This is a genomic window from Blastococcus deserti (genome assembly GCF_042682525.1).
Taxonomy (GTDB): domain Bacteria; phylum Actinomycetota; class Actinomycetes; order Mycobacteriales; family Geodermatophilaceae; genus Blastococcus_B; species Blastococcus_B deserti.
On record NZ_JBHUHP010000001.1, the window covers coordinates 399397 to 421231 of the forward strand.

General features: G+C 73.9%; 18 protein-coding genes. 13 read left to right on the forward strand and 5 right to left on the reverse strand.

Annotation, left to right across the window (positions count from 1 at the left end):
- Positions 1-51 precede the first annotated feature (51 nt).
- Both ACFSHS_RS01985 and ACFSHS_RS01990 read left to right on the forward strand, forming a co-directional pair.
- On the forward strand, positions 52-1200 hold the full coding sequence (locus ACFSHS_RS01985; RefSeq protein ID WP_376871088.1) for an exonuclease SbcCD subunit D: 1149 nt from the start codon (positions 52-54) through the stop codon (positions 1198-1200).
- Entirely contained in the window at positions 1197-4157 is a 2961-nt protein-coding gene (locus ACFSHS_RS01990; RefSeq protein ID WP_376871091.1) for an AAA family ATPase, read from the forward strand. Before ACFSHS_RS01985 ends, ACFSHS_RS01990 begins: the two co-directional genes overlap by 4 nt.
- A 6-nt stretch (positions 4158-4163) precedes the next feature.
- Here the strand turns inward: ACFSHS_RS01990 and ACFSHS_RS01995 are convergent, their stop codons facing one another.
- Complete coding sequence (locus ACFSHS_RS01995) at positions 4164-4682, reverse strand: GtrA family protein (protein WP_376871093.1); 519 nt, start codon at positions 4680-4682, stop codon at positions 4164-4166.
- A gap of 79 nt (positions 4683-4761) precedes the next feature.
- On the opposite strand from ACFSHS_RS01995, the gene ACFSHS_RS02000 reads away from it, so the two are divergent.
- From ACFSHS_RS02000 to ACFSHS_RS02015, 4 genes are all read left to right on the forward strand, one after another.
- Positions 4762-5970, forward strand: coding sequence for a 5-(carboxyamino)imidazole ribonucleotide synthase (locus tag ACFSHS_RS02000; RefSeq protein ID WP_376871095.1), 1209 nt, complete (start codon positions 4762-4764; stop codon positions 5968-5970).
- A gap of 9 nt (positions 5971-5979) precedes the next feature.
- Positions 5980-6498 (forward strand): 5-(carboxyamino)imidazole ribonucleotide mutase, encoded by a 519-nt coding sequence (gene purE / locus ACFSHS_RS02005; RefSeq protein WP_376871097.1) that lies wholly within the window; start codon positions 5980-5982, stop codon positions 6496-6498.
- Positions 6499-6723: 225 nt separating this feature from the next.
- Positions 6724-8607 carry a hypothetical protein gene (locus ACFSHS_RS02010; RefSeq protein WP_376871099.1) on the forward strand — a complete coding sequence of 628 codons (1884 nt, stop codon included), beginning with the start codon at positions 6724-6726 and terminating at the stop codon, positions 8605-8607.
- Between the two features lie 163 nt (positions 8608-8770).
- Entirely contained in the window at positions 8771-9925 is a 1155-nt protein-coding gene (locus ACFSHS_RS02015) for an acyl-CoA dehydrogenase family protein (RefSeq protein ID WP_376871101.1), read from the forward strand.
- On the opposite strand, the gene ACFSHS_RS02020 is transcribed toward ACFSHS_RS02015, so the two are convergent.
- From ACFSHS_RS02020 to ACFSHS_RS02035, 4 genes are all read right to left on the reverse strand, one after another.
- On the reverse strand, positions 9858-10562 hold the full coding sequence (locus ACFSHS_RS02020; protein WP_376871103.1) for a cyclase family protein: 705 nt from the start codon (positions 10560-10562) through the stop codon (positions 9858-9860). The genes ACFSHS_RS02015 and ACFSHS_RS02020 overlap by 68 nt on opposite strands.
- 77 nt (positions 10563-10639) lie before the next feature.
- Positions 10640-11467 (reverse strand): DUF1028 domain-containing protein, encoded by an 828-nt coding sequence (locus tag ACFSHS_RS02025; protein ID WP_376871105.1) that lies wholly within the window; start codon positions 11465-11467, stop codon positions 10640-10642.
- A complete protein-coding gene (locus tag ACFSHS_RS02030; RefSeq protein WP_376871107.1) occupies positions 11464-12270 on the reverse strand; it encodes a TIGR03089 family protein in 807 nt (268 codons plus the stop codon). The genes ACFSHS_RS02025 and ACFSHS_RS02030 overlap by 4 nt, the downstream gene beginning before the upstream one ends.
- Positions 12271-12331: 61 nt before the next feature.
- Entirely contained in the window at positions 12332-13795 is a 1464-nt protein-coding gene (locus ACFSHS_RS02035) for an LCP family protein (RefSeq protein ID WP_376871109.1), read from the reverse strand.
- 1305 nt (positions 13796-15100) lie between these two features.
- On the opposite strand from ACFSHS_RS02035, the gene ACFSHS_RS02040 reads away from it, so the two are divergent.
- Genes ACFSHS_RS02040 through ACFSHS_RS02070 form a run of 7 tightly spaced genes read left to right on the forward strand, consistent with a single transcriptional unit; the run spans position 15101 to position 21717 of the window.
- A complete protein-coding gene (locus ACFSHS_RS02040; protein WP_376871111.1) occupies positions 15101-16183 on the forward strand; it encodes an FAD-dependent oxidoreductase in 1083 nt (360 codons plus the stop codon).
- Positions 16170-17261 carry a hypothetical protein gene (locus ACFSHS_RS02045; protein WP_376871113.1) on the forward strand — a complete coding sequence of 364 codons (1092 nt, stop codon included), beginning with the start codon at positions 16170-16172 and terminating at the stop codon, positions 17259-17261. Before ACFSHS_RS02040 ends, ACFSHS_RS02045 begins: the two co-directional genes overlap by 14 nt.
- Positions 17258-18046 carry an NAD-dependent epimerase/dehydratase family protein gene (locus ACFSHS_RS02050; RefSeq protein ID WP_376871116.1) on the forward strand — a complete coding sequence of 263 codons (789 nt, stop codon included), beginning with the start codon at positions 17258-17260 and terminating at the stop codon, positions 18044-18046. Before ACFSHS_RS02045 ends, ACFSHS_RS02050 begins: the two co-directional genes overlap by 4 nt.
- Positions 18043-18855, forward strand: a complete 813-nt coding sequence (locus ACFSHS_RS02055; protein WP_376871118.1) for a sugar phosphate isomerase/epimerase family protein — start codon at positions 18043-18045, stop codon at positions 18853-18855. The genes ACFSHS_RS02050 and ACFSHS_RS02055 overlap by 4 nt, the downstream gene beginning before the upstream one ends.
- Complete coding sequence (locus ACFSHS_RS02060; RefSeq protein ID WP_376871120.1) at positions 18852-19670, forward strand: glycosyltransferase family 2 protein; 819 nt, start codon at positions 18852-18854, stop codon at positions 19668-19670. Before ACFSHS_RS02055 ends, ACFSHS_RS02060 begins: the two co-directional genes overlap by 4 nt.
- Positions 19667-20146: a GtrA family protein gene (locus ACFSHS_RS02065; RefSeq protein WP_376871122.1), complete on the forward strand. Its 480-nt coding sequence runs from the start codon at positions 19667-19669 to the stop codon at positions 20144-20146. The genes ACFSHS_RS02060 and ACFSHS_RS02065 overlap by 4 nt, the downstream gene beginning before the upstream one ends.
- Positions 20143-21717: a DUF2142 domain-containing protein gene (locus ACFSHS_RS02070; protein ID WP_376871124.1), complete on the forward strand. Its 1575-nt coding sequence runs from the start codon at positions 20143-20145 to the stop codon at positions 21715-21717. The genes ACFSHS_RS02065 and ACFSHS_RS02070 overlap by 4 nt, the downstream gene beginning before the upstream one ends.
- Positions 21718-21835: the final 118 nt, after the last annotated feature.

Genomic DNA, 21835 nt, shown 5'->3' on the forward strand with positions numbered 1-21835 from the left:
TCACGGCGCGCCTGAGCCGGTTCTGTCGGTGGCGCGACCTACCTTCCGCCCATGCGCCTGCTGCACACCTCCGACTGGCACCTCGGCCGCACGCTGCACGGCACCGATCTGCTGGCCGAGCAGGAGGCCGTGCTGAGCGGGCTGGCGCGCGTGGTGGCGGCGGAATCGGTCGACGTGGTGCTGGTGGCCGGTGACGTCTACGACCGCGCCGTGCCGTCGGCCGACGCCACGGCGGTGCTCGACCGGGTCGTCGGCCGGCTGCTCGCCGCCGGTGCGGCCGTCGTCATGACGCCCGGGAACCACGACTCCGCCCGCCGGCTGGGCACCTTCTCGGGTCTCCTCTCGGCCGCCGGGCTGCACGTGCGCGCGTCCACGGGCCGGCTCGACGAGCCGGTGCTGCTGGCCGATCGGCACGGCGAGGTGGCGGTCTACGGCCTGCCCTTCCTCGAGCCGGAGGTGGCGCGGCACGAGCTGGGCGTCAGTGGCGGTCGCAGCCACGAGGCCGTCGTGGGCGCGGCCATGGAGCGCGTCCGGTCCGATCTCTTCCTCCGGCCGGGCACGCGCTCGGTCGTCCTCGCGCATGCGTTCGTCGGCGGAGGTGTGGCCAGCGACAGCGAGCGGGACATCTGCGTGGGGGGCGTCGACCTGGTGCCGGCATCGGTGTTCGACGGCGTCGACTACGTCGCCCTCGGCCACCTCCACCGTCCCCAGACCCTCTCCCCGCGCATCCGCTACAGCGGGTCCCCCCTCGCCTATTCCTTCGGCGAGGCGGGGCAGCAGAAGCAGGCCTGGCTGGTCGACCTCGACGCGGACGGGCTGGCCGGTGTCCACCCGGTGCCCCTGCCGACCCCCCGGGAGCTCACCGTCCTCACCGGCACCCTGGCCGAGCTGCTGGAGGACCCGGCGCACGGGGCGGTCGAGGACCACTTCGTCTCCGCCCGGCTGACCGACGCGGTCCGCCCGGTCGACCCGATGCGCCGGCTGCGCACCCGGTTCCCCCACTGCGTGCACCTCGAGTGGTCCGGCGCCGGGTCCGGCGGCGACGGCCGCAGCTACCAGCAGCGGTTGCGGGGCCGCAGCGACCTCGACGTGGCAGCCGAGTTCGTGACGCACGTCCGCGGGGTGGCCGCCAGCAGCGCGGAGCGGGAGCTGCTGGCGCAGGCCCTGGGTGCGGCCGGTCGTGCCGAGGTGCGCCGGTGAGGCTGCACCGGCTGTCCCTGACGGCGTTCGGCCCGTTCGCCGGCACCGCGGAGGTCGACTTCGACGACGTGGGCCGGGACGGCCTGTTCCTCCTCTGGGGCCCGACCGGCGCGGGCAAGACGACCCTGCTCGACGCCGTGGTTTTCGCCCTCTACGGCACCGTCCCCGGCGCGCGCGGCGAGGAGAAGCGGCTGCGCAGCGACCACGCCGGCGCAGCGGTCCGCACCGAGGTCTCCTGCGAACTCACCCTGGGAGGGGAGCGGCTGCTCGTCGTGCGCCGGCCCGAGCAGCAGCGGCCGAAGAAGCGGGGCGAGGGCGTCACGACCGAGCAGGCCCGCCTCACCGTCCAGCGGCTCACCGACGGCGGCTGGGAGCCGGTCAGCACCCGCATCGACGAGGGCTCGGAGCACCTGCGCACCCGCCTGGGCCTCGACGTGCACCAGTTCTGCCAGGTGGTGCTCCTCCCGCAGGGCGACTTCGCCCGGTTCCTGCGAGCCGAACCGGAGCACCGCGGTGAGCTGCTGCGCACCTTGTTCGACGTCGGTCGGTTCGCCTCCGCGGAGGAGTGGCTGGCCGACGAGCGGGCCGCGGCGCGCGAACGCGTCGCCGTGCACAGGGCGCGGGTGAGCACGCTGCTCGCAAGAGTCGCCCAGGTCGCCGACGTCGACGTGCCGGAGGAGCTCGCTCCCGAGCTGGTCGGGGGCGGAGGCGGTGCGGCCGTCGGTCCGTGGGTGGACGCGGTGCGGGCGAGGGCAGCGGAGCGGCTGGCGGCGACGACGGCGCGCGCCGAGGAGGCGGCCACCGACGCCGGCGTGGTCGACGCCGAGCTCACCGCCGCCCGCGCCCTCGCCGACCGGCACGACCGCCGGGCGCGGGCCCTCGCCGAGCTGGCGGCGCTCACCGCCCGCGAGGAGGAGCTGACCGTGCTGCGCGCCGAGCGGGATGCCGGCCGCCGGGCCGAGCCGCTGCGCGACTGCCTGGAGTCGGCCGCCGGCGCCGGCGTCCTCGCCGAGCAGGCGGCCGCCGCGGTGCGGCGGGCGGAGGCCGCGTGGGCCGCGGTCGCCGACGGCCGCGACCCGGGTCCCGAGGCGGTACGGGCGCTGCGGGACGAGGCGGCCGCGGCGCGGGCGCTGCTGCCCGAGGTCGACCGCGCCGAGGAGCTGACCCGCCGCATCGCCGGCCTCGACCACCGCATCGCCGACCTCACCAGCAGGTGCGAGGCGGCCGGCTGCCAGGCGGAGGCCTGGCCGGCGCGGCTGGCCGAGCAGGAGGACCGGGTGGCCCGGGCGCGCGCCGCCGCGGTGCAGCTGCCGGCGACGGAGGGCGCCGTCGCCACCGCGGCGGCGGCGCTCGACGCCGCACGGGCGGCCCAGCGTCTGGAGGCGCGCCTCGGCGGCAGCCGCCGGAACGTCCAGGTACGGCGCGAGGCCTGGTCCGACGCGCGGGAGCACTGGCTGGACCTGCGGTCCCGTCGGCTCGACGGCATGGCCGCCGAGCTCGCCGCCCAGCTCACCGACGGAGCCGACTGCCCGGTCTGCGGCTCGACCCAGCACCCCCGGCCGGCGGCACACGCCGGGCCGGTGGTCACCGCCGCCGACGAGGACGGCGCCCGGGCCGCCGCGGACGCCGCCGAGGCGGCGCTCACCGGAGCCACGGCGGAGGCCGAGAGCCTGGAGCGGGAACTGGCCGCTCTCCGCGCGCGGGCGGGCGACGTCCCCGTCGACGACCAGGAGGCCGCGCTGGCCGAGCTGCGGGCCACCGCCCGGGAGACGGCGGGGCTGGCCGGCACGCTCGACCCCGCGCAGGCCGAGCTGGCGCGGCTGCTGGCCGAGCGCGAGTCCTCGGCCGCGCGTCTCGCCGCCGACCGGGAGGAACTGGGTGCCCGCACGGCCGAACGCCGATCACTGGCCGACGCGCTCGGCGAGCTCCACCAGCGGCTGGCCGCCGCCCGCGGTGACGACGCGGACCTCGCCGCCCGCGTCGCCCGCCTGACCCGGGCAGCCGATCGCTGCGAGGCCCTGGTCACCGCGGTCGCCGAGGAAGCCCGCGCCCGCGAGACCGCCGCGCGGGCGCTCGGGACCGCGGAGGAGCGCGCCGCGGCGGCCGGGTTCGCCGACGTGCTCCTCGCCGGGGCCGCACTCCTGGGCGACGGGTGCCTCGAGGACCTCGACCGTGAGCTGGACGGCCACGACCACCGGCTGGGCGTCGTCCGGGCCCGGCTGGCCGAGCCCGAGCTCGCCGAGCTGGGCCCCGTGCCCGACCTCGCCGGTCTGGAGGAGCGCTGCGCCGTGATCACCCGCCGGCGCGAGGAGGCGGTGGCCGAGCTGGAACGGGCCCGCCGGGTGTGCTCGGCCCTCGACGTGCTCGCGGGCGACGTGACGGCGGCCGAGCTGGAACTGGCCGAGCTGCGTGCCTGGGGCGACCAGGTCACGGCACTGGCCGACCTGGTCAACGGGCGCGGCTCGAACACGCTGCGGATGCGGTTGCAGTCCTTCGTCCTGGCTGCCCGGCTGGAACAGGTCGCCGAGGTGGCCAGCCGGCGGTTGCTGGAGATGTCCGGTGGCCGCTACACGTTCCTGCACAGCGACGCCCAGGGCCGCCACGGAGCCCGCGGTGGGCTGGGCCTGGACGTCTTCGACGAGTACACCGGCGTGCGCCGCCCGACCAAGACCCTCTCCGGCGGGGAGAGCTTCATGGCCTCCCTCGCGCTGGCCCTGGGGCTGGCCGACGTGGTCACCGCCGAGAGCGGCGGCGTGCAGCTGGACACCCTCTTCGTCGACGAGGGCTTCGGCAGCCTCGATCCGCAGTCGCTCGACGCGGTCATGACCGTTCTCGACGAGCTGCGCCGCGGCGGGCGCACCGTGGGGGTCATCAGCCACGTCGAGGAGCTGCGCATCCGCATCCCGACCCGGCTCGAGGTGATCAGCGGCCGCGACGGCTCGCGCCTGGCGGGCTGAGCGGGCTCAGGGTCGAGCGGGCTCGGGGCGTGGGGGCGCGGCGACGGTCGTCGTCGTCCGGGGGCCGTCCTCGTCCGGCGCCACCGGAGCGAGGAACACCCAGCGCCGGTAGAGCACGAACCGCAGCGTCGTGCCGACGGCGATGGAGGCGACGTTGGTCAGCTGCAGGACCAGTGCCGACTCCTGGTCCAGCCCGTACCGGACCGCCGCGATCATCAGCATGCCCAGCGCCAGGGCCAGACCGTTCACCGCGAAGAAGAGCGCGTACTCCCGCCGCAGCCCCGAGCGGGCCCGTCGGGAGAACGACCAGTAGCGGTGCCCCACGAAGGCCACCGACGTCGACACCGCGGACGCGAGGAGCTTGGACGTGACCGCGCCGAGGCCGACGGTGCTGTAGAGGATCTGGAACAGCGTCAGGTCGAGCACGAAGCAGGCGGCCCCGACGACGCCGAAGGCGCTGAGCTCGCGCAGGAGGAGTGTGGCGCCGGTGCCGAGGCGTCGACGGAGTCCGACACCGGGGGCCATGCCCGAAGTGTACGAACACGGTGCCTCGGCCAGGCCTCGCCGACCGCCGCCACGGCGGTGCCGCTAGCCTCGGGGCACCATGCCTGCCGGACTCGACTCGCGGACCGGCCTTCCCGTCGTCGCCATGGTGGGCGGGGGGCAGCTGGCCCGCATGACCCATCAGGCGGCGATCGCCCTGGGGCAGAGCCTCCGGGTCCTCGCCGCGTCACCCGACGAGTCGGCCGGCCTCGTCACCGCCGACGTGCTCCTCGGCGACCACCGCGACCTCGCCGACCTGCACCGGCTGGCTGCCGGCGCCACCGTCGTCACTTTCGACCACGAGCACGTGCCCACCGAGCACCTCCACGCCCTCGAGGCCGCCGGGCACCGCGTCGCTCCCGGACCGGATGCGCTGGTCCACGCCCAGGACAAGCTGGTGCTGCGCCGGGCGCTGCAGGAGGCGGAGGAGCCGCAGCCGGCCTGGGCGCAGGTCGACAGCGCGGCCGACGTCGAGCGGTTCGGCGCGGTGAACGGGTGGCCCCTGGTCCTCAAGACCCCGCGGGGCGGCTACGACGGCAAGGGGGTCTTCGTCGTGCACGATGCCGGCGAGGCCGCCGCGCTGCTCGACGCCCACGGGACGCTGCTGGCCGAGGCCCGCGTCGACATGGTCCGCGAGCTCTCCGCCCAGGTGGCCCGGTCGCCGTTCGGTCAGGTGGCGGTGTGGCCGGTGGTGCAGACCGTGCAGCGCGACGGGGTGTGCGCCGAGGTGCTGGCCCCCGCCCCCGACCTCCCGGAGGCGCTGGCCACGGCCGCCCAGGAGCTCGCCGTCCGCATCGCCGACCGGCTCGGGGTGGTCGGCATGCTCGCCGTCGAGCTGTTCCAGACCGCCGACGGCGTCCTGGTCAACGAGCTCGCCATGCGGCCGCACAACTCCGGGCACTGGACCATCGAGGGCGCGCGCACCAGCCAGTTCGAGCAGCACCTGCGCGCCGTCCTGGACTACCCGCTGGGCTCGACGGCGATGACGGCGCCCGTCGCGGTCATGGCGAACGTCCTCGGTGGGGCGGCTGCCGCCCCGGACTGGGCCGGTCCGCCGCTGGACGAGCGGGTGCACCACCTGATGGCGCACTGGCCGGACGTGAAGCTGCACTGGTACGGCAAGGGTCAGCGGCCCGGTCGCAAGCTGGGCCACGTCACCGCCCTCGGCAACGACCTCGACGAGGTGCGGGCGCGGGCGACGGCCGCCGCCCGGTACCTGGCCGACGGGGTCGTCGACCCGGCGTTCGCCTTCGGCGACGAGGAGCACTGAGGACCCGGCATGAGCGACGCGTCCGGCGGCCCCGTGGTGGGCATCGTCATGGGCAGTGACTCCGACTGGCCCATGATGGAGCCCGCGGCGGGCGCGCTCGAGGAGTTCGGCGTCCCGTACGAGGCGCACGTCGTCTCGGCCCACCGGACCCCGCGCCGCATGCTCGACTACGCCGAGACCGCCGCCGACCGCGGGCTGCGGGTGGTGATCGCCGGCGCCGGGGGAGCGGCCCACCTCCCGGGCATGGTCGCCGCGGCGACGCCGCTGCCGGTGATCGGCGTCCCGCGGCCGCTGGACCGCCTGGACGGGCTGGACAGCCTGCTGTCCATCGTGCAGATGCCGGCCGGCGTCCCGGTCGCGACCGTGGGCATCGGCGGCGGACGCAACGCGGGCCTGCTGGCGGTCCGGATCCTGGCCGCCGCCGACGAGGGCCTGCGCGAGGCGGTGACCCGTTTCCAGGTCGACCTGGCCGACTCCGTGGTGGCCCGGGACCGCGCCCTCCAGGAGCGGCTCCTCTCCGCCGACTGAGCCCGCGAGCCCGGCCGTCGCGATGCCTCAGGACTGGGCTGCGAGTGGTCCATGCGACTGGGTGGACCGGTGAGGCGGTGGCTTCCCTCGCAGCGCGTGATGGCAGGCCGACAACCGGTAGTGCCCCGCTACTCTCGAGTCGACGGACCGTGCAAGCGCGGCGCGCTGTGGTCACGGCGCCATGTCCGGTCCGGTGCTCGAGCGGTGAACGACGATGGGGACTCAATGACGACAGCGACGCCGACCCGCGCCCTGACCATGGGGTGGAGGCGACTCCGGGCGCTGTTCGAACGACCGGTCGTGGCCTGGTCCGCGTCGGCCCTGGTGGTCGTCCTGTCGACGGCCGCCACGATCGTCATGCGCCTCCGCGTGCAGAGCCCCTTGGGGCAGTCGCCCTACGACGGTCAGCTGTACATCCGGCAGGCGAGGTCGATCCTCGGCCAGCACTGGCTGGACGGCTACACGAACCTCACCCTGGTGAAGGTCCCCGGTTACTCGATCTTCATCGCCGTCTGCAACTGGCTGGGGATCCCGCTCAAGGCCGGCGAGCAGCTCGTGGCGATCCTGGCCGCTCTTCTCGTCGCGCTCTGTCTCCTCGTGGTGACCAAGCGCCTGGCCGTCGCGGTCCCGGCGTTCGTGGCGTGCGCGTTCAGCCCCATCTACCTCAGCACGTGGTCGGCCGACTTCGGGCGGGACGCCCTCTTCGCCAGCATCAGTGTCATCCTCGTGACCTCCCTCTTCCTCACCAGTTACTACCTGGTCTTCGGGCGCGCCTTCGGCTGGGCACTCGCCACCGCGGGCCTCGCCGGCCTTTCGTTGGCCGGCTACGTCCTGATCCGCGAGGAGGGCGTCACCGTCGTTCCCACCGCCCTGGTCGCGGTCGGCGCGCTGCCTCTGATGCATGCCCTCCGGCACCGGCCGTGGCGCGAGGGTGGCCGCCGGTGGGCCGGACGTGCCGCGCGCCGGGTGGTGCCCAGCGCGCTCATCCTGGCCGTGGGCATGTTGGGACCGGTCGGCATCGTGCTGGCCGCGAACAAGTCCGTCTACGGGATCGCCACCACCAGTGAGCTCGCCAGCGGAGCCTTCATGGACGCCTACGCCCAATGGCAGCGCGTCGAAGCGGGGGAGCCGAAGTTCAGGGTCCCGATCAACGAGGAGCAGCGGGAAGCCGTCTACGAGGTCAGCCCCACGGCAGGGCTCCTGGCACCGGAGCTGGAGAACCGGCAGAACCCGTGGCGCTTCTCCGGTTGCTACACCGTGCCGAACTGCGACTACCAGGGCGGCTGGGTCACCTGGGCCATCCGCGACGCGGCGGCCGCAGCCGGAGCGTTCGGCTCCGCAGCGGAGTCGAAGGCGTTCTTCGAGAAGCTGGGCCGCGAGATCGCCGACGCCTGCGACAGCGGCGAGCTGAACTGCCGGATCAAACTGCCGTCGGCCGTCCAGCCGCTGACGCGGATCTCCTTCGCCCAGGTGGTCGAGTCCTTCGTCCGGCTCACCGGCAGCACCCTGTCCTCGCGGAACGCCTTCCAGCACATCAACGAGCCGTTCGGGATATCCCCCGAGGCCCGGGCGGAGTTCGTCGCGGTGGCCCCGGAGGTGCCCGCCAACGAGGTCGAGGCCGCCCTCCAGCGCATGGACTTCCGCGACCACGAGTGGCAGTACAAGACGGTGAACGTCGTCTACTGGCTGCTCTTCCCCGTGGCGGTCGTCCTGGGCGTCGTCCTCCTGGGGGCTCTGCTGGCGTCCCGGCGCGGTCGCGCGACCGCCGGACCGCTCACGGCGTTGGGCGTCGCGCTGTTGTTCGCCGCGGTCTCACGGCTCGGGCTCATCTCGATCGTCGACGCGGCCGACTACGACGCCGACCAGTCGCGGTACCTCATCCCGGCGCACGCGCTGCTTCTGGCGTTCGCGGTGGTCGCAATCGTCCAGGGCCTGTCGGCGCTCGACCTCAAGCGACTCGGTGCGGTCGTCCGCGGGTCGCGCGAGGACGACCGCCGCGCCCCGGCGGACACGCGGAAGCAGGCCGAGGACGTCGTCTCCGACGAGTGGATCCGGCCCCTGGGTTCCCGCCCGATCGACGACCGGACCCCGGTCCGCAGCGGCCGCTGACCCGTCGCGGCGGTGGCCCCCGAGTGGACGGGGTCCACGACGCCGCAAGAGCTCGACACCTTCCCCCGCATCTGCCGGCCATGTCCGTAGGCGCAGGGACGCGATCGGCTGGCTGTCGCGAGCCGATGCCGACCGGGAGGCAGGTCGGGCTTACGATCTACCCGTGGGTAGCAACACCGCGCTATACGCCCTCACCGAGGAGCACGAGGCGATCCGGGCCGCCGTCCGTGAGATCGCCGAGCGAGAGATCGCGCCGTTCGCGGCGGAGGTCGACGCCGCCTCCCGCTATCCGATCGAGGCCCAGAAGGCCCTCACGGCCGCGGGCTTCCACGCCACCCACATCCCCGAGCAGTACGGCGGCGAGGGCGCCGACGCGATCGCGACCTGCATCGTCATCGAGGAGGTCGCCCGGGTCGACGCGAGCGCCTCGCTGATCCCGGCGGTGAACAAGCTGGGCTCGATGCCGATCATCCTGTCCGGTTCCGAGGACGTGAAGCAGCAGGTCCTCCCGTCGATCGCGGCCGGCGACGCCATGATCAGCTACGGGCTCTCCGAGCGCGAGGCGGGCTCCGACGCCGCCGCGATGAAGACCCGCGCCCGCCTCGACGGCGGTTCGTGGGTGCTCAACGGCGCCAAGGCGTGGATCACCAACTCCGGCGTCTCCGAGTGGTACACGGTCATGGCCGTGACCGACCCGGAGAAGGGCGCCAACGGCATCTCCGCGTTCGCCGTCCACCGGGACGACCCCGGCTTCGCCGTCGGGCCAAAGGAACGCAAGATGGGCATCAAGGGCTCGCCCACCTGCGAGCTCTACTTCACCGACTGCACCATCCCGGCCGACCGCATCGTCGGGGTGCCGGGCACGGGGTTCAAGACCGCGCTGCGGACGCTGGACTTCACCCGCCCGACCATCGGCGCGCAGGCCGTCGGCATCGCCCAGGGCGCGCTCGACGCCGCGGTCGCCTACGTCAAGGACCGTCGCCAGTTCGGCAAGGCGATCAGCGAGTTCCAGGGCGTGCAGTTCATGCTCGCCGACATGGAGATGAGGATCGAGGCGGCCCGCCACCTCGTCTACGTCGCCGCCGCCGCGGGGGAGCAGGGCCGGCCCGACGTCACCCGCGTCTCCGCCTCGGCCAAGGCGTTCGCCTCCGACGTCGCCATGCAGGTGACCACCGACGCCGTCCAGCTGTTCGGCGGGGCCGGCTACACCCAGGACTTCCCCGTCGAGCGGATGATGCGCGACGCGAAGATCACGCAGATCTACGAGGGCACCAACCAGGTGCAGCGCATGGTGATCGCACGGAGTCTCCTGAAGTAGCGGCCGGTCCTCGGGGGACCGGGTCACGAACGGCTGAGCACGGCCCGCGCAGGGGCGCCTCAGCGCCCGGGATGCGCAGCGGCAGACAGGTGGGGTCCCACCAGCCCGGGTCGACCGCCCGCAGGTCGAGCGTCTCGAGGATGGTGACGCCGGCGCGGAGGAACGTCTCATGCGTGGGCGCCCGGTCCCGGGACGAGGCGCTGGACAGGTAGTCGATGCCCACGAGCCGGATGCCGCCCGGTGAGCGCGGCGGCGGCGTCCGAAGCGACCGCGACGACTCCTCCACGAACGTCGGCGCCTTCCACAGCGCCGAGTTCGACGTCCTGAGGAGGACCCGCACCGCTCCGTCGGGGATGTCCCGGCGGCTCAGTGCCGCGGCGTCGATGTCGCCGTGCTCCGCTGCCGCGTCCACCACCCAGGCCGGCCCGAGCAGGGTCTCGATCGGGACGGCGTCGACGCCGGGCTGACCGTCGAGGAAGTGCACCGGTGCGTCGACGTGGGTCCCGCAGTGCAGCCAGCACGTCAGGGACGAGACGTTCGCCGGATCACCGTGAGCCCGGTGCTGCACGCGTCGGACCTCCATCTCGGTGTCGCCGGGGTACAGCGGCGCCAGACCGGGAACCAGGGGCACGGTCACGTCGACGTAGCGGGTCGCGTCCCCGGGACACCCGCCGGGAGGACCTGCGACCGGATTCGAGCGGGCCGGCGGTCCGGTCAGCCCTCGCCGAGCAGCCGGGACACCGCGCCGACGCGGGGGTCCCCGGCCATCGCCGCGAGCCACGCCCGCCACCCCGGGCGCGAGCGCATCGCCTCCAGCGCGGCCCGGGCGGCCTCCCGGTCGCCGCGCTGCGACGCGGCCAGCGCGGCGTAGAGGTCGCGGGCGCCTTCCGGGGCGAAGACGGCGAGGGTCTCGTAGTCGCGCTCGTCGTAGGCCCGCTGCAGGTTGCGGAGCATGCGCAGCTGCGCGACGGGGTCTCCCGAGTCGTCGACCCGCAGATCGGCCCGCACGCCGTCGTCCTCGTCGGTCGCCGGCTGGCCGCTGACCACGAGCAGCGCCGCGGACTGGCGCCCCCGCAGGTCGCCCCCGGCGTCCTGCCCGGCCGTGAGCGCCGCCAGCAGCCGGTCGGCCAGGTCGCCGCGCGCGGCCGCGAGGGCGGTCGCCATCGCCGGCAGGACCTCGTCGGACGCGAGCATGTTGCCCTGCACGCTGAACCCGTCACCGGTCAGGTGCCCGCAGACCGGGAACGACCCCGGACCGGTGTCGGCGGCGACCTCACCGGTCGCACCGAGGACGGCGATCTGCCGGTCGGCGTCCTCCGCGGAGTGGGCGGCCCGGCGCACCAGGACGGCAGGCGGGGTGCCGTCGGCGAGCCCGCCCAGGAGGCTCCCGCCGAGACCGCGCCGGCTGCGGGCCTGCACGGCCACCACCCCCACTCCGGCCCGTGCCGCCGGGACGGCGCGGCCCACGGCCAGGATGCAGGAGGAGACGGCGACCCCCAGCTCGCCGGTGTCCGCGTCGTGCGCGAGGGCGGAGAACGTCACTCCTCGCCGCCCGTCCGGCCCAGCTCGCGGACGCCGTCGACCCGGACGCCCAGAGTGGCAGTCACGCGCTCGGTGGCGGCGCGGCCGGGCAGCCGCTCGACATCGACGTTCCGGCACAGGACCAGGGAGGCGCCCACGGCCAGGGGTGCCAGCAACCACGCCACGGGGCCGGCCTCCGTGGCGGTCCGCTCGTCGACCAGGACGCGGTCGTCGGGACCCAGGCCGAGCCGCCCGGCCAGCTCGGCCGCCGCCTCCACCAGCCCGCCCAGGCCGAGCTCGAGACCGCCGGCCAGCAGCCCGGGCGCAGCCGGGTCGGGCAGGGCGTAGGGGACGAAGCGGTCGCCCGCCGTACGGACCTCGAGCGCGAAGTCACGGGCTGGTCCGGCGTACCCGGTCATCCCCGCTCCCAGAGGGTGCAGCGACAGGCCCAGCAGCTCCGCGTCCCCGGCCGACTCCTCCAACGCGGGCAGGCGGTCCTGCGCGGCGAGGACGACGTCGACGCCGACGAGGCGGTCCTCGTCCTCGGCAGCGGTGTCGAGCACCGCGGCGCCGCAGCTCCACACGCCGAGCAGCACGGCGGCGGTCTGCCAGTGCACCGGGAGGGCCACCGCGACGGTGCTGCCCGGGCCGACGTCGAACTCGTCCTGCAGCAGGTTCGCCGTCTTCGCGACCCAGTTGTCCAGCGTCGTGGCCGAGAGCTCGACCCGCTCGCCGGTGGCGTCGTCGTAGTGGGTGAGCAGTGGCCGGGCCGGGTCGCGGTCCCGGACGTTCGCGAGCAGGGCGGCGGGACCGGCGGGAAGCATGCCCACAGGATCGCAGGCCGGGACCGGTGGGCGCCGCCGTAGCCGGCGGCGCCCACCGATGTCACCCGCGCTTGGTGGGCGGCTCGCCCTTGTCCAGCGCCTCCTGCGCCGCCTCGGGGTCGTAGGCGCAGGCGTCCGTGGCGTTCGTGACAGGCGATTCCGACGCAGCGGCCGGCCCCGAGGCCTCCGGAGCGGCCGTCGCCGTGCCGGCGGCGGCGTCCGAGCTGTCGCCCGACGGCGCGGGCTCGGCCGGGGTCGGTGCCGGTGCCGGGGTCATGGCCAGCGCCTGCTGGACGGTCGCCCGGATCTCGTCGTAGTCGGGGTAGGCCGGCCGGATCAGGGTGTCGTCGAAGACCACGCTCTGGATACCGGCGTCCTTCACCTTGAGGGCGAGGTCGGCGAAGTTCCCGACGACCGACTGCGGGATGTCGGTGCTGACGATGTCCTGCGTCGTCGCCGCGATCTGCTGGTAGCGGGTCAACAGGGTCATAGGGTCGGCGGCCTCGACGATCGCGTTGATCATGCAGCGCTGGCGGTCCATGCGCTGGTAGTCCGTCAGCCCGAAGCGTCCTCGCGCGTAGTCCAGCGCTCGCTCGCCGTCCATGTGCTGGTTGGGGCCGGGCGCGATGTAGTCGTCGGGCAGGTAGCCGAGGGAGGGCTCCCCGCCGATCGGCACGTAGTAGTTCACGTTGACCGTGATCCCACCGAGGGCGTCGATCAGCTGGCTGAAGCCCTCCAGGTTCACCAGGACGAAGTAGTCGATCGTCAGGCCCAGGGCCTCACCGACGCCGACCTTGAGGAATTCGGCGCCGGGATACGTGCTCCCCTCGAAGATTTCGGGGTGCTCGTTCGGGCCGTTCCGGTAGACCGCGTTGAGCAGGCTCTCGCTCTCGCTGCCGGCCCAGAACCCGTCCGGGTAGGCGTCGTGGAGTTCGCTGCCCTCGGGGAAGGGAAGCTCCTCGAGGTTGCGCGGCAGGCTGAACGTCGTGGTCCGGCCGGTGTCGGTGTCGATGCTGGCGACGATGACCGTGTCGGTGCGCACGCCGGTCCGGCCGTCGCCGCCGTCGCCCCCGAGCAGGAGGACGTTGACCCGGCTCTTGTCCCCCCACGGGTTGCTGGCGGCAGCGCTGGGCACCGTGGCGGACTCGACGTCGCCGCCGAACAGGCCGGTGATCAGGTTGCGCTGCACCGACGCGAGGTGGGCCGCTTCGAAGGCGGGTGCGGCAACCCCCAGGGCCAGCAGCGTGACGAGCAGTCCGCCGAACAAGTGCTGCCTGCGCGTCGTCGAGTCCGGCGCCAGGACGCGGTAGCCCGCGATGACGACGAGGGACCAGACGACGGCCAGGCCAACGGCAGCCGCGATGACGAGCAGGAGACCCGTGGGGCTGACCGCCAGGCGCACGGCGATGTGCTGGCCCCCGGTGGCCAGCCAGGCGGCCAGGGCGACCAGTGCCGCGAAGCCGGCGACCAGGGCCCAGCCGACCCTGCGGTAGCCGGCGGCGAGGAAGGCGGTCCCGGGGATCACGGCGCCGAGCGTGGTGAGCCCGAGGACGCTACCGAAGCGGGGTGCAGGGATCGTCGCCCGCGGGTCGGCAGCGGAAGGGCGGTGGCTCATCCTCTGCGACGTCGGGCGACCGGCTTCGTCACCGCCGGCCGGTCGCGCCCGCGGACGGGGCGGACGGCCGGCGCGGGGGTCCAGGCGAGGAGGGAGCGCGCGAGCGCCCAACGTCCCCGCGCGCGGGTCGTATGGTCGGCTCACCGGCTTCCTCACTGTCGGGGATGTGACGGTCCAGTCCGACAGAACGCAGCGCGCCTGTGTGATGCTGGCGTTCCGTCGTCGGCGAACGAAGCTGATGGTAAGCACGCAAGCCATTGCCGGTGGACGTTCGACACCCCCGGGTCGTGATACCTCCTACCCGTCGAGCACGGGCGTTCACATCGGCCGCAGACGCCACAGACGGCGCCGGATGTGCCGCCGCCCCGCCGGTCGTGCGGGCGGCGGGGAAGGGGTACCCGCGGGAGCCGGTCGGCCCCGGGGGAGCGCACCGCCCAGCGCCCCCCGACGGGACACCCACCCATCACCAGGCTCGCCGTCCGCGGACGGCGCTGGGCCCGTGGCCTCGGGGCGGCTGTCACGGTGAGGTGCGGGCGCACCTGTGGCACGGCATCCCGTGTCCGCACAGCTGCCACCACGGGAAGGGCGCCACGAGGCCACATCGGGTTCGGCGTCGGCATCACGCGGAACTGCCGTGCCGCTGGGGCACGAGGTGGGTCGGGACCCGGACCGCCGAGGCATGGCCTTCGTGCCGGCGAGGTGGGCGCCGGAACGGCATCGTCGCGCCGTAGTGCCGCCCTGTGCCCAGGTTCTCCGACGACGGGTTGCCGGTGGGTGCGGCGAGGGACACGTCGATCCGGCGGCAGGCTTCCGCAGAGGCGTCGCCGGTAGCCAGCGGTCCCCGGACGCCGGCACGTGTCCCCCCGACAGGTCGGCAGTACCACCAGGGGGTGGTGACAGGAAAGGTCGCCACAGGCGGGGCCGGATGCAACAGGCGCTTCCGACGCGACGACGCTCGTGCCGTCCTCGACCGCGCCCCCTTCCGGCCTCCGCGCGGATGGCCCACGCGCTGGAGGACCACCGCCCTGCGGCGGTGACGGACCCTTCCGGTCCATGCATGCGGTGCCCGTGTGACTCGTGTGACGGCAGAGGCCCGAATTCGATCCGGGGCCTGTCACTCAGAGTGGTTGGAACCGTACTCTCGGGACACCGCAGGAGTGAGGGCTCTCCAGAGCCACCTCGGCCACGTCTCTCAGCGAAGGAAGTGCCCGCCGGATGATCGCACCTCGCCTGGTCGTCGTCGGGGGCGGGTTCTACGGCTCCTCTCTCGCGGCTCACCTGGCTCGGGAAGGCGCTTCGGTCACCCTCCTCGAGGCGCGCCGCGACCTCCTCGGCGGAGCCAGCTACTTCAATCAGGCGCGGGTGCACGGGGGCTATCACTACCCCCGCTCGCTGCGCACCGCCGGGCGCAGTCAGGCCAGCTACGCCGCTTTCATGTCGCGCTATGCCGACTGCGTCGTCGACGACTTCCTCTGCATCTACGCCGTGGCGCGGGGGTCGCTCACCAACGCCCGCAAGTTCCGTCGGGTGTGCGAGCACATCGGGGCGCCCCTGATGGACGCACCGGCCGGCGTCCGGCGGCTGTTCAACCCGGCGCTGATCGAGGCCTCGTGGGTGACCCGCGAATCCGTCTTCGACTCGCTCAAGTTGCGGGAGATCGTCCGTCAGGAGCTGGACGACGCCCGGGTCACCGTCCGCCTCGGAGCCCGCGTGACCGCGGTGGAGGAGGGGCCGGCGAGCGCCGAGGTCATCCTGGAGGACGGCCAGGCGCTCACCGCCGACCGTGTGCTCGTGTGCACCTACGGGGAGACGATCGGCGCCCTGCCCGATGACGTCGGGTACTCGGGCCTGCACTGCGAGCCCTGCGAGATGGCCCTCGTGGACCTGCCCGACGACCTGCGCGGGAAGGGCATCACCGTCATGGACGGCCCGTACTTCTCGCTCATGCCGTTCCCCTCGACGCCGTACCACACGCTCAGCCACGTGCGGTACACCCCGCACGGCGCCCAGCCCTCCTACGAGGCGGCGCAGGCCGCGCTACGCAGCGGGCTGGCCAGCCGCGCGGATTTCATGCTGCGGGACGCGATCCGCTACGTCCCCTCACTCCGCGACGCCGTCCACCGCGAGTCCCTGTGGGGGGTCAAGACGGTGCCGGCGCGCCGCGACGGTGACGACGCCCGGCCCATCGTCATGCGTCGATCCGGCGGGGGCCGCGTCATGTCCCTGCTCGGCTCGAAGATCGACAACATCGGTGACGCACTCCGAGTAGCAGAGGAGCACCTCCGTGACGCTGTCTGACATCCAGGCGCCTCGCGCCGTCCCGGCCCCGCGTAGGACGGGTGTGGAGCCGGCGGAGCTGGTTCTGCGCACGCCGGCTCCCGACCGGAGCGCGAGCACGTTCGTGAGCGTGGTCGTGATCGCCGAGGGCCCGGCGGCCCAGATCGAGAGCGACCTGACCGCCCTCGACGCCGCCCTGTCCGCCGCCTACCCGGTGCACGAGATCGTCCTGGTCCTGTCCGGCGCCCGGGGCCGGCAGCCCTGGGCGCGGGCCCTCGCCCGGCGGCAGGCCAACCTGCAGGTGCTCGGCCTCCTGCACGAGTGCACCGACGAGGTGGCCTTCACCGCCGGGCTCGACGGGGCCCTCGGCGACGTCGTCGTGACCGCCCGCCTGGGCGTCGACGCGCCGACGGACGTCGTCCGGTGCGCGAGCATGGTGGACGACGACACGGGCATCGTGGTCGGCGTCGACAGGGCCGCCGGTGGGGGCCGCCGGCTGGCCCTCGGCCTGAGCCGTCGGCTCGCCCGCTACGGCATGCGGGACGACGACATCGCGTCGGTGAGCCTGGGCCTGCGGGCATACAGCCGGCAGGCGCTGGACGCCTGGCTCCCGCGGCGCGACCGGGACCGCGTCCTGCGGCTGTTGCCGTCGCTGTCCGGCTACCCCTCCGCTGTCCTGGACTACACCCCGGGCACGCGAGCCCATGCGCGGTCGACCACCAGCCTGCGCCAGGTGCTGCGCTCGATCTTCTACGCCAGCGCGCGGCCGCTGCGGCTGGCCGTCGGTATCTCGGTCACCGCGAGCGTGATCAATCTGCTGTACGCCCTCTACGTCGTGATCGTCGGGGTCTTCAAGGGCGCCGTCGCCGGCTGGACGTCGACGAGCCTGCAGACCAGCGTGATGTTCTTTCTCATCTGCGTGGTCATCGCGATCATGGCCGAGTTCATGTACCAGTCGAACGAGACGGCGAACGAACGGCCCGCCTACCGGGTGGCGTTCGAGGCGACGAGCGCGGTGCAGAACGCGCGAGACATGCTGAACGTAGAGGCTCAGGGCGCCGCCGCGGTGCGGTCCGACGACGGTCGGGTGGCGTCATGAGCGACACCGTGCGGCGCGCGCTCGTCGGCTGGTCCGGGTTCGTCGGGGGCGCCCTGCTGCCCCGGATCCGCCCCGTCGCCCGCTTCCGCAGCACCGACATCGACCAGCTCCCGGCATCCGACGTGGACGAGATCGTCTGCGCGGGCGCACCCGCCGAGAAGTGGCGGGCCAACGCCGAGCCGGAGCAGGACCGCGCCAACATCCAGCGGCTCATCGACGCCCTGGACGGGAGCCGGGCCACGTCGTGCGTCCTGGTCTCGACCGTGGACGTGTACGCCGACTCGCGCGGGGCCGACGAGGACACGCCGGCCGACACCGCGCAGGAGCAGGCGTACGGCCGGCACCGGGCGCTGCTGGAGGAATTCGTCACCGGGCGGTTCGAGAACACGCTCATCGTCCGGTTGCCGGGGATGTTCGGCCCGGGCCTGAAGAAGAACCTGATCTTCGACCTGATCCACCAGCCCGGGAGCCGCTTCGCGAACGCGGCGTCGACCTTCCAGTTCTACGACGTGCGCGATCTCTGGGGTCACGTGCTGGTCGCCCGCGACGCGGGGCTGACCGTCGTCAACCTCGCGACCCAGCCGGTGTCCTCGGCTCAGGTGGCCGAGGAGAGCTTCGGCCTGCCGTACGACTGCGACGACCGCCCGAAGGTGGCCTACGACCTGCGGACGGTGCACGCTCCGGTCCTCGCCGGTCGCGAGGGCCCCTACCTCCGGTCGGCCGGCGAGGTGCTCGCCGCCGTCCGCACGTGGGGCGCCGGCGAGCGGCGGTTGGCGGCACTGTGAACCTGGCCTTCTCTAACCTCGCGTGGTCGGCCGAGGAGGACGCGCACGTCCTGCCGCGATTGCCGGAGCTGGGCTTCGCTTCCCTCGAGGTGGCCCCGACCCGGTTGTGGGCCGACCCCTTGGCGCAGGATGCGGCGGAGGTCGCGGCGGCGCGTTCGGCGATCGAGGCCGCCGGCCTGCGGATCGTGGCACTCCAGTCGCTGCTCTTCCAGCGTCCCGAGCTGCAGTTGTTCGGGGACGCCGAGGCGCGCCGCGGGCTGCACGACCACCTCGTCGGGATGGCGCGTCTCGCGGTCGGCCTGGGCGCGACCCGGCTGGTGTTCGGCTCGCCTGGGAACCGGCGCCGCGGCGATCTGCCCGTGGAGCGGGCCGATGAGATCGCCGTCGAGCTTTTCGCCCGGCTCGGGGCGCAGGCCGCCGACCTCGGCGTGTGCTTCTGCATCGAGGCCAATCCGACGGCGTACAACTGCGACTACCTGACCGACGCCGTCGCGTCCGCGGCCTTCGTCCGTGCGGTCGGCTCTCCCGGCGTGCGGCTGCACTTGGACACCGCCTGCATGGCACTCGCCGGTGACGACGCCGCCGAGCGAATCCGCGCCGGCGCCGACGTGCTCGCCCACGTGCACGCCAGCGCGCCGCAGCTGGGCGCCGTCGGCCCCGACGGCCCGGTCGACCACGGCGCGGTGGCCGCCGCACTGCGCGCCGTCGACTACGACGGGCACGTCTCGGTGGAGATGCTCCGCCAGGCGGACGACCCGACCGGCGCCGTCCGGCGCACCGCGGAGTTCGTGAGGAAGACCTACCAGTGAGCGACACGAATGCACCTGACCGGCATCCGGCGGGGTGGGCCGTCCCAGCGGGGGACGTGCACGTCCTCGAGTCGGAGCGGGGCAGCCGCTACTGCGTCCTCATCCCGGTGATCAACGAGGGCGAGCGCATTCTGGGTCAGCTCGGCCGCCTGCGGGACCACGGCTTCGGGATCGACGTCGTCGTGGTCGACGGCGGCAGCACCGACGGGTCCACCGACCTCGACGTCCTCCGCGGGCTCGGCGTCCGGGCGCTGCTGGTCAAGCGCGATGCCGGCAAGCTGAGCGCCCAGTTGCGCATGGGCTTCGCATTCGCGCTCGCCGAGGGCTACGACGGGGTCATCACCGTCGACGGCAACGGCAAGGACGACGTCGCCGCCATCCCGCGGTTCGTCGCCGCGCTCGACGCCGGTGCCGACTTCGTCCAGGGGTCGCGCTATGTCCCGGGCGGCCAGGCGATCAACACCCCGCGCGAGCGGCACCTGGCGATCAAGCTGTTCCACGCCCCGGTGACCTCGCTGGCGGCGCGGCACCGCTTCACCGACACCACCAACGGCTTTCGCGGGCACTCGCGCGCGCTGCTGCAGGACCCCCGGGTGGCGCCGATGCGCGCGGTCTTCGACACCTATGAGCTGCTGGCCTACCTGCCCATCCGGGCGGCGCGCCTGGGCTTCGCCTGCACCGAGGTGCCCGTGACCCGCGCCTACCCGCCGGCCGGCGACATCCCCACCAAGATCCACGGGCGATCGGCGCAGCTGGACCTGGTGAAGATCCTCGGTCGGGCCGCGACCGGCCGGTACGACCCCGAGGTGGCGTGAGCACGCCCCGCCGCAAGAGGCTCGGGGTCTTCGCGCGGTTCGTCCTGGTCAACGCGTTGAACACAGGCCTGTACTGGGGTCTCTACCTGGCGCTGCTGCCGGTCGCGCCGTACATGGTGGCCAACGGGATCGCCCTGGCGGTCGCCGTGCTGGTCGCCTACGTGGCCAACGCTCGGTACGCCTTCCGTGTCGGCACGTCGCGGTGGTCCCTCGTCATGTACCTGGTGACCAACGGCACCACCGTCGTGCTCCGCTCCGCAGTCGTCTGGGTGCTGGTGGAGGTGCTCTCGCTGAGCGAGGTACTCGCACCTCCGGTGGCGGTGGTCGTGACCATGCCCGTCGCCTTCGGATTGACCCGGTGGGCCATGCGTGAGCGCGTCGGCGCGCCGCAGAGCGCGTCCAGCCGCCCGGCCGCCGAGGTCCCTGCCGCCGAACTCGCGCACGCGGTTGGAGGGCCGGGATCAGGATGCCGTTGAGTCGGTCCTCGGAGGCGCGCCGCTGGCTGGTCGCCTTCATGCTCTTCTCCGTCTTCGGGCAGACGTGGGCGCTCGCGACCCCGGTCTTCGGCGTGCCCGACGAACCGGCCCACTCGATCTACGCCGCCGCGGCCGCCCGGGGTCAGGTGTGGGCGCCCTCCGAGGGGGTCGAGACCGTGGTCACGGTGCCGGCCGAGTTCGCCGACGTGCCGCTGGTTCCCTGCTTCGCCTCGCACTCGACCCTCCCGGCCGGATGCGCGCCGGCGTTCGAGGGGCGGCCCGGCGAGGCGCAGGTGGTCACCACCGTCGGCCACTACCCGCCGGCCTATTACGCGTACGCCGGTCTGGGGTCGCTGGTGGCGGACGGGGCCGTGGCCGTCTACCTGATGCGAGGGCTGACGGTCCTACTCGTGGCGGGCCTCCTGGCCTCGGCGGCCTGCAGCGCCCTGCGGGCCGACCGTCCGCGCGTCGCCCTCGCCGGACTGGGCCTGGCCACGACACCGATGGTGTTCTTCTTCTCCGGTTCCGTGAACCCACAGGCCCCCGAGATCGCCGCAGCCGTCTGCCTGTGGACGAGTGGCTTCGTGCTGCTGTCGCGGCTGCGGGAGGAGCCCGGGGCGTCGCTCCGGTGGAGCGAGCCGCTGCTGCGCCGGTCCCTGCTGGCGGCGGTGGTCCTGACCGTCGCCCGGCCGCTGTCGCTGCTCTGGCTGGTCGCGATCCTTGCCGCCCTGCTGGTGCTCCGCGGGTCGCGCGAGGCGGTGCGGAGGCTGCTCCGGTCCCCGGCGGTCGTGGCGACCGTTCCCGTCGTCTGCGCCACCGCCGGGTCCACCCTGGCCTGGATCGTGCTGCGGGACGCCTTGCGGCTCCTCCCGTCGGAGGGCTTCGCGGACCTGCCCGTCCTGCCGGCAGCCGTGACGTCGTTGCAGACGGTCACCACGGGGCTGTCCCAGATGGTGGGCTTCTTCGGATGGCTGGACACCCCCCAGCCCGATGTCGTCACAGCCGTCTTCGTCTGGGGACTCGCGACGCTGGCCGCCCCTGCCCTCGCCGGCGCGCCCCGCAGGGACCTCCTCGTCCTCGGCGCCCTGGCCGCGGCCGCGGTCCTCGTGCCGGCCACGCTCCAGCTGCTCACGTACAGGGAGTACGGCTTCTCGTGGCAGGGCCGGTACACCCTGCCCCTGGCGGTCGGGATCCCGCTCCTCCTCGGATTGCTCCCGGCGACCGCCGCGACCGGGCGGGCCGGCAGCCACCGGCGCGTGCTCGCCGTCGTCGTCGCCGCCTTCGTCACGCTCCAGACCGCCTCTCTGCTGTGGGCGCTCAACCGCAACGTCCACGGCATCGGTGGTCTGTGGGGGCGCTCCGCCGCCGGCTGGGGGCCCCCGGTTCCCACCGAGCTGCTGGTCGCCGGCCTGCTGGGCGCGTCCCTCGTCTGCGCCGTGCTGACCCTCCGCAGCGGTCGGCGGGCCGGCGCGGCACCGGGCACGGGAGTCGTGGCGGACGGGCGGGTCGAGACCTCCCCGCTGCCCGTCGCCGCCGGCGGACGGAGCCCGCTCCAGGAGGCCGCCGTCTAGGTGTGGCCGGCTCGGCACCGCTCGAGTGCCCCCTGCCGGCTCAACTCCGGTCCCGGTCGTCCGAAAGAAACAGGTAGGCCGCGTCGCGCCCACCCCCACGAACCGCCGCAGATCACTC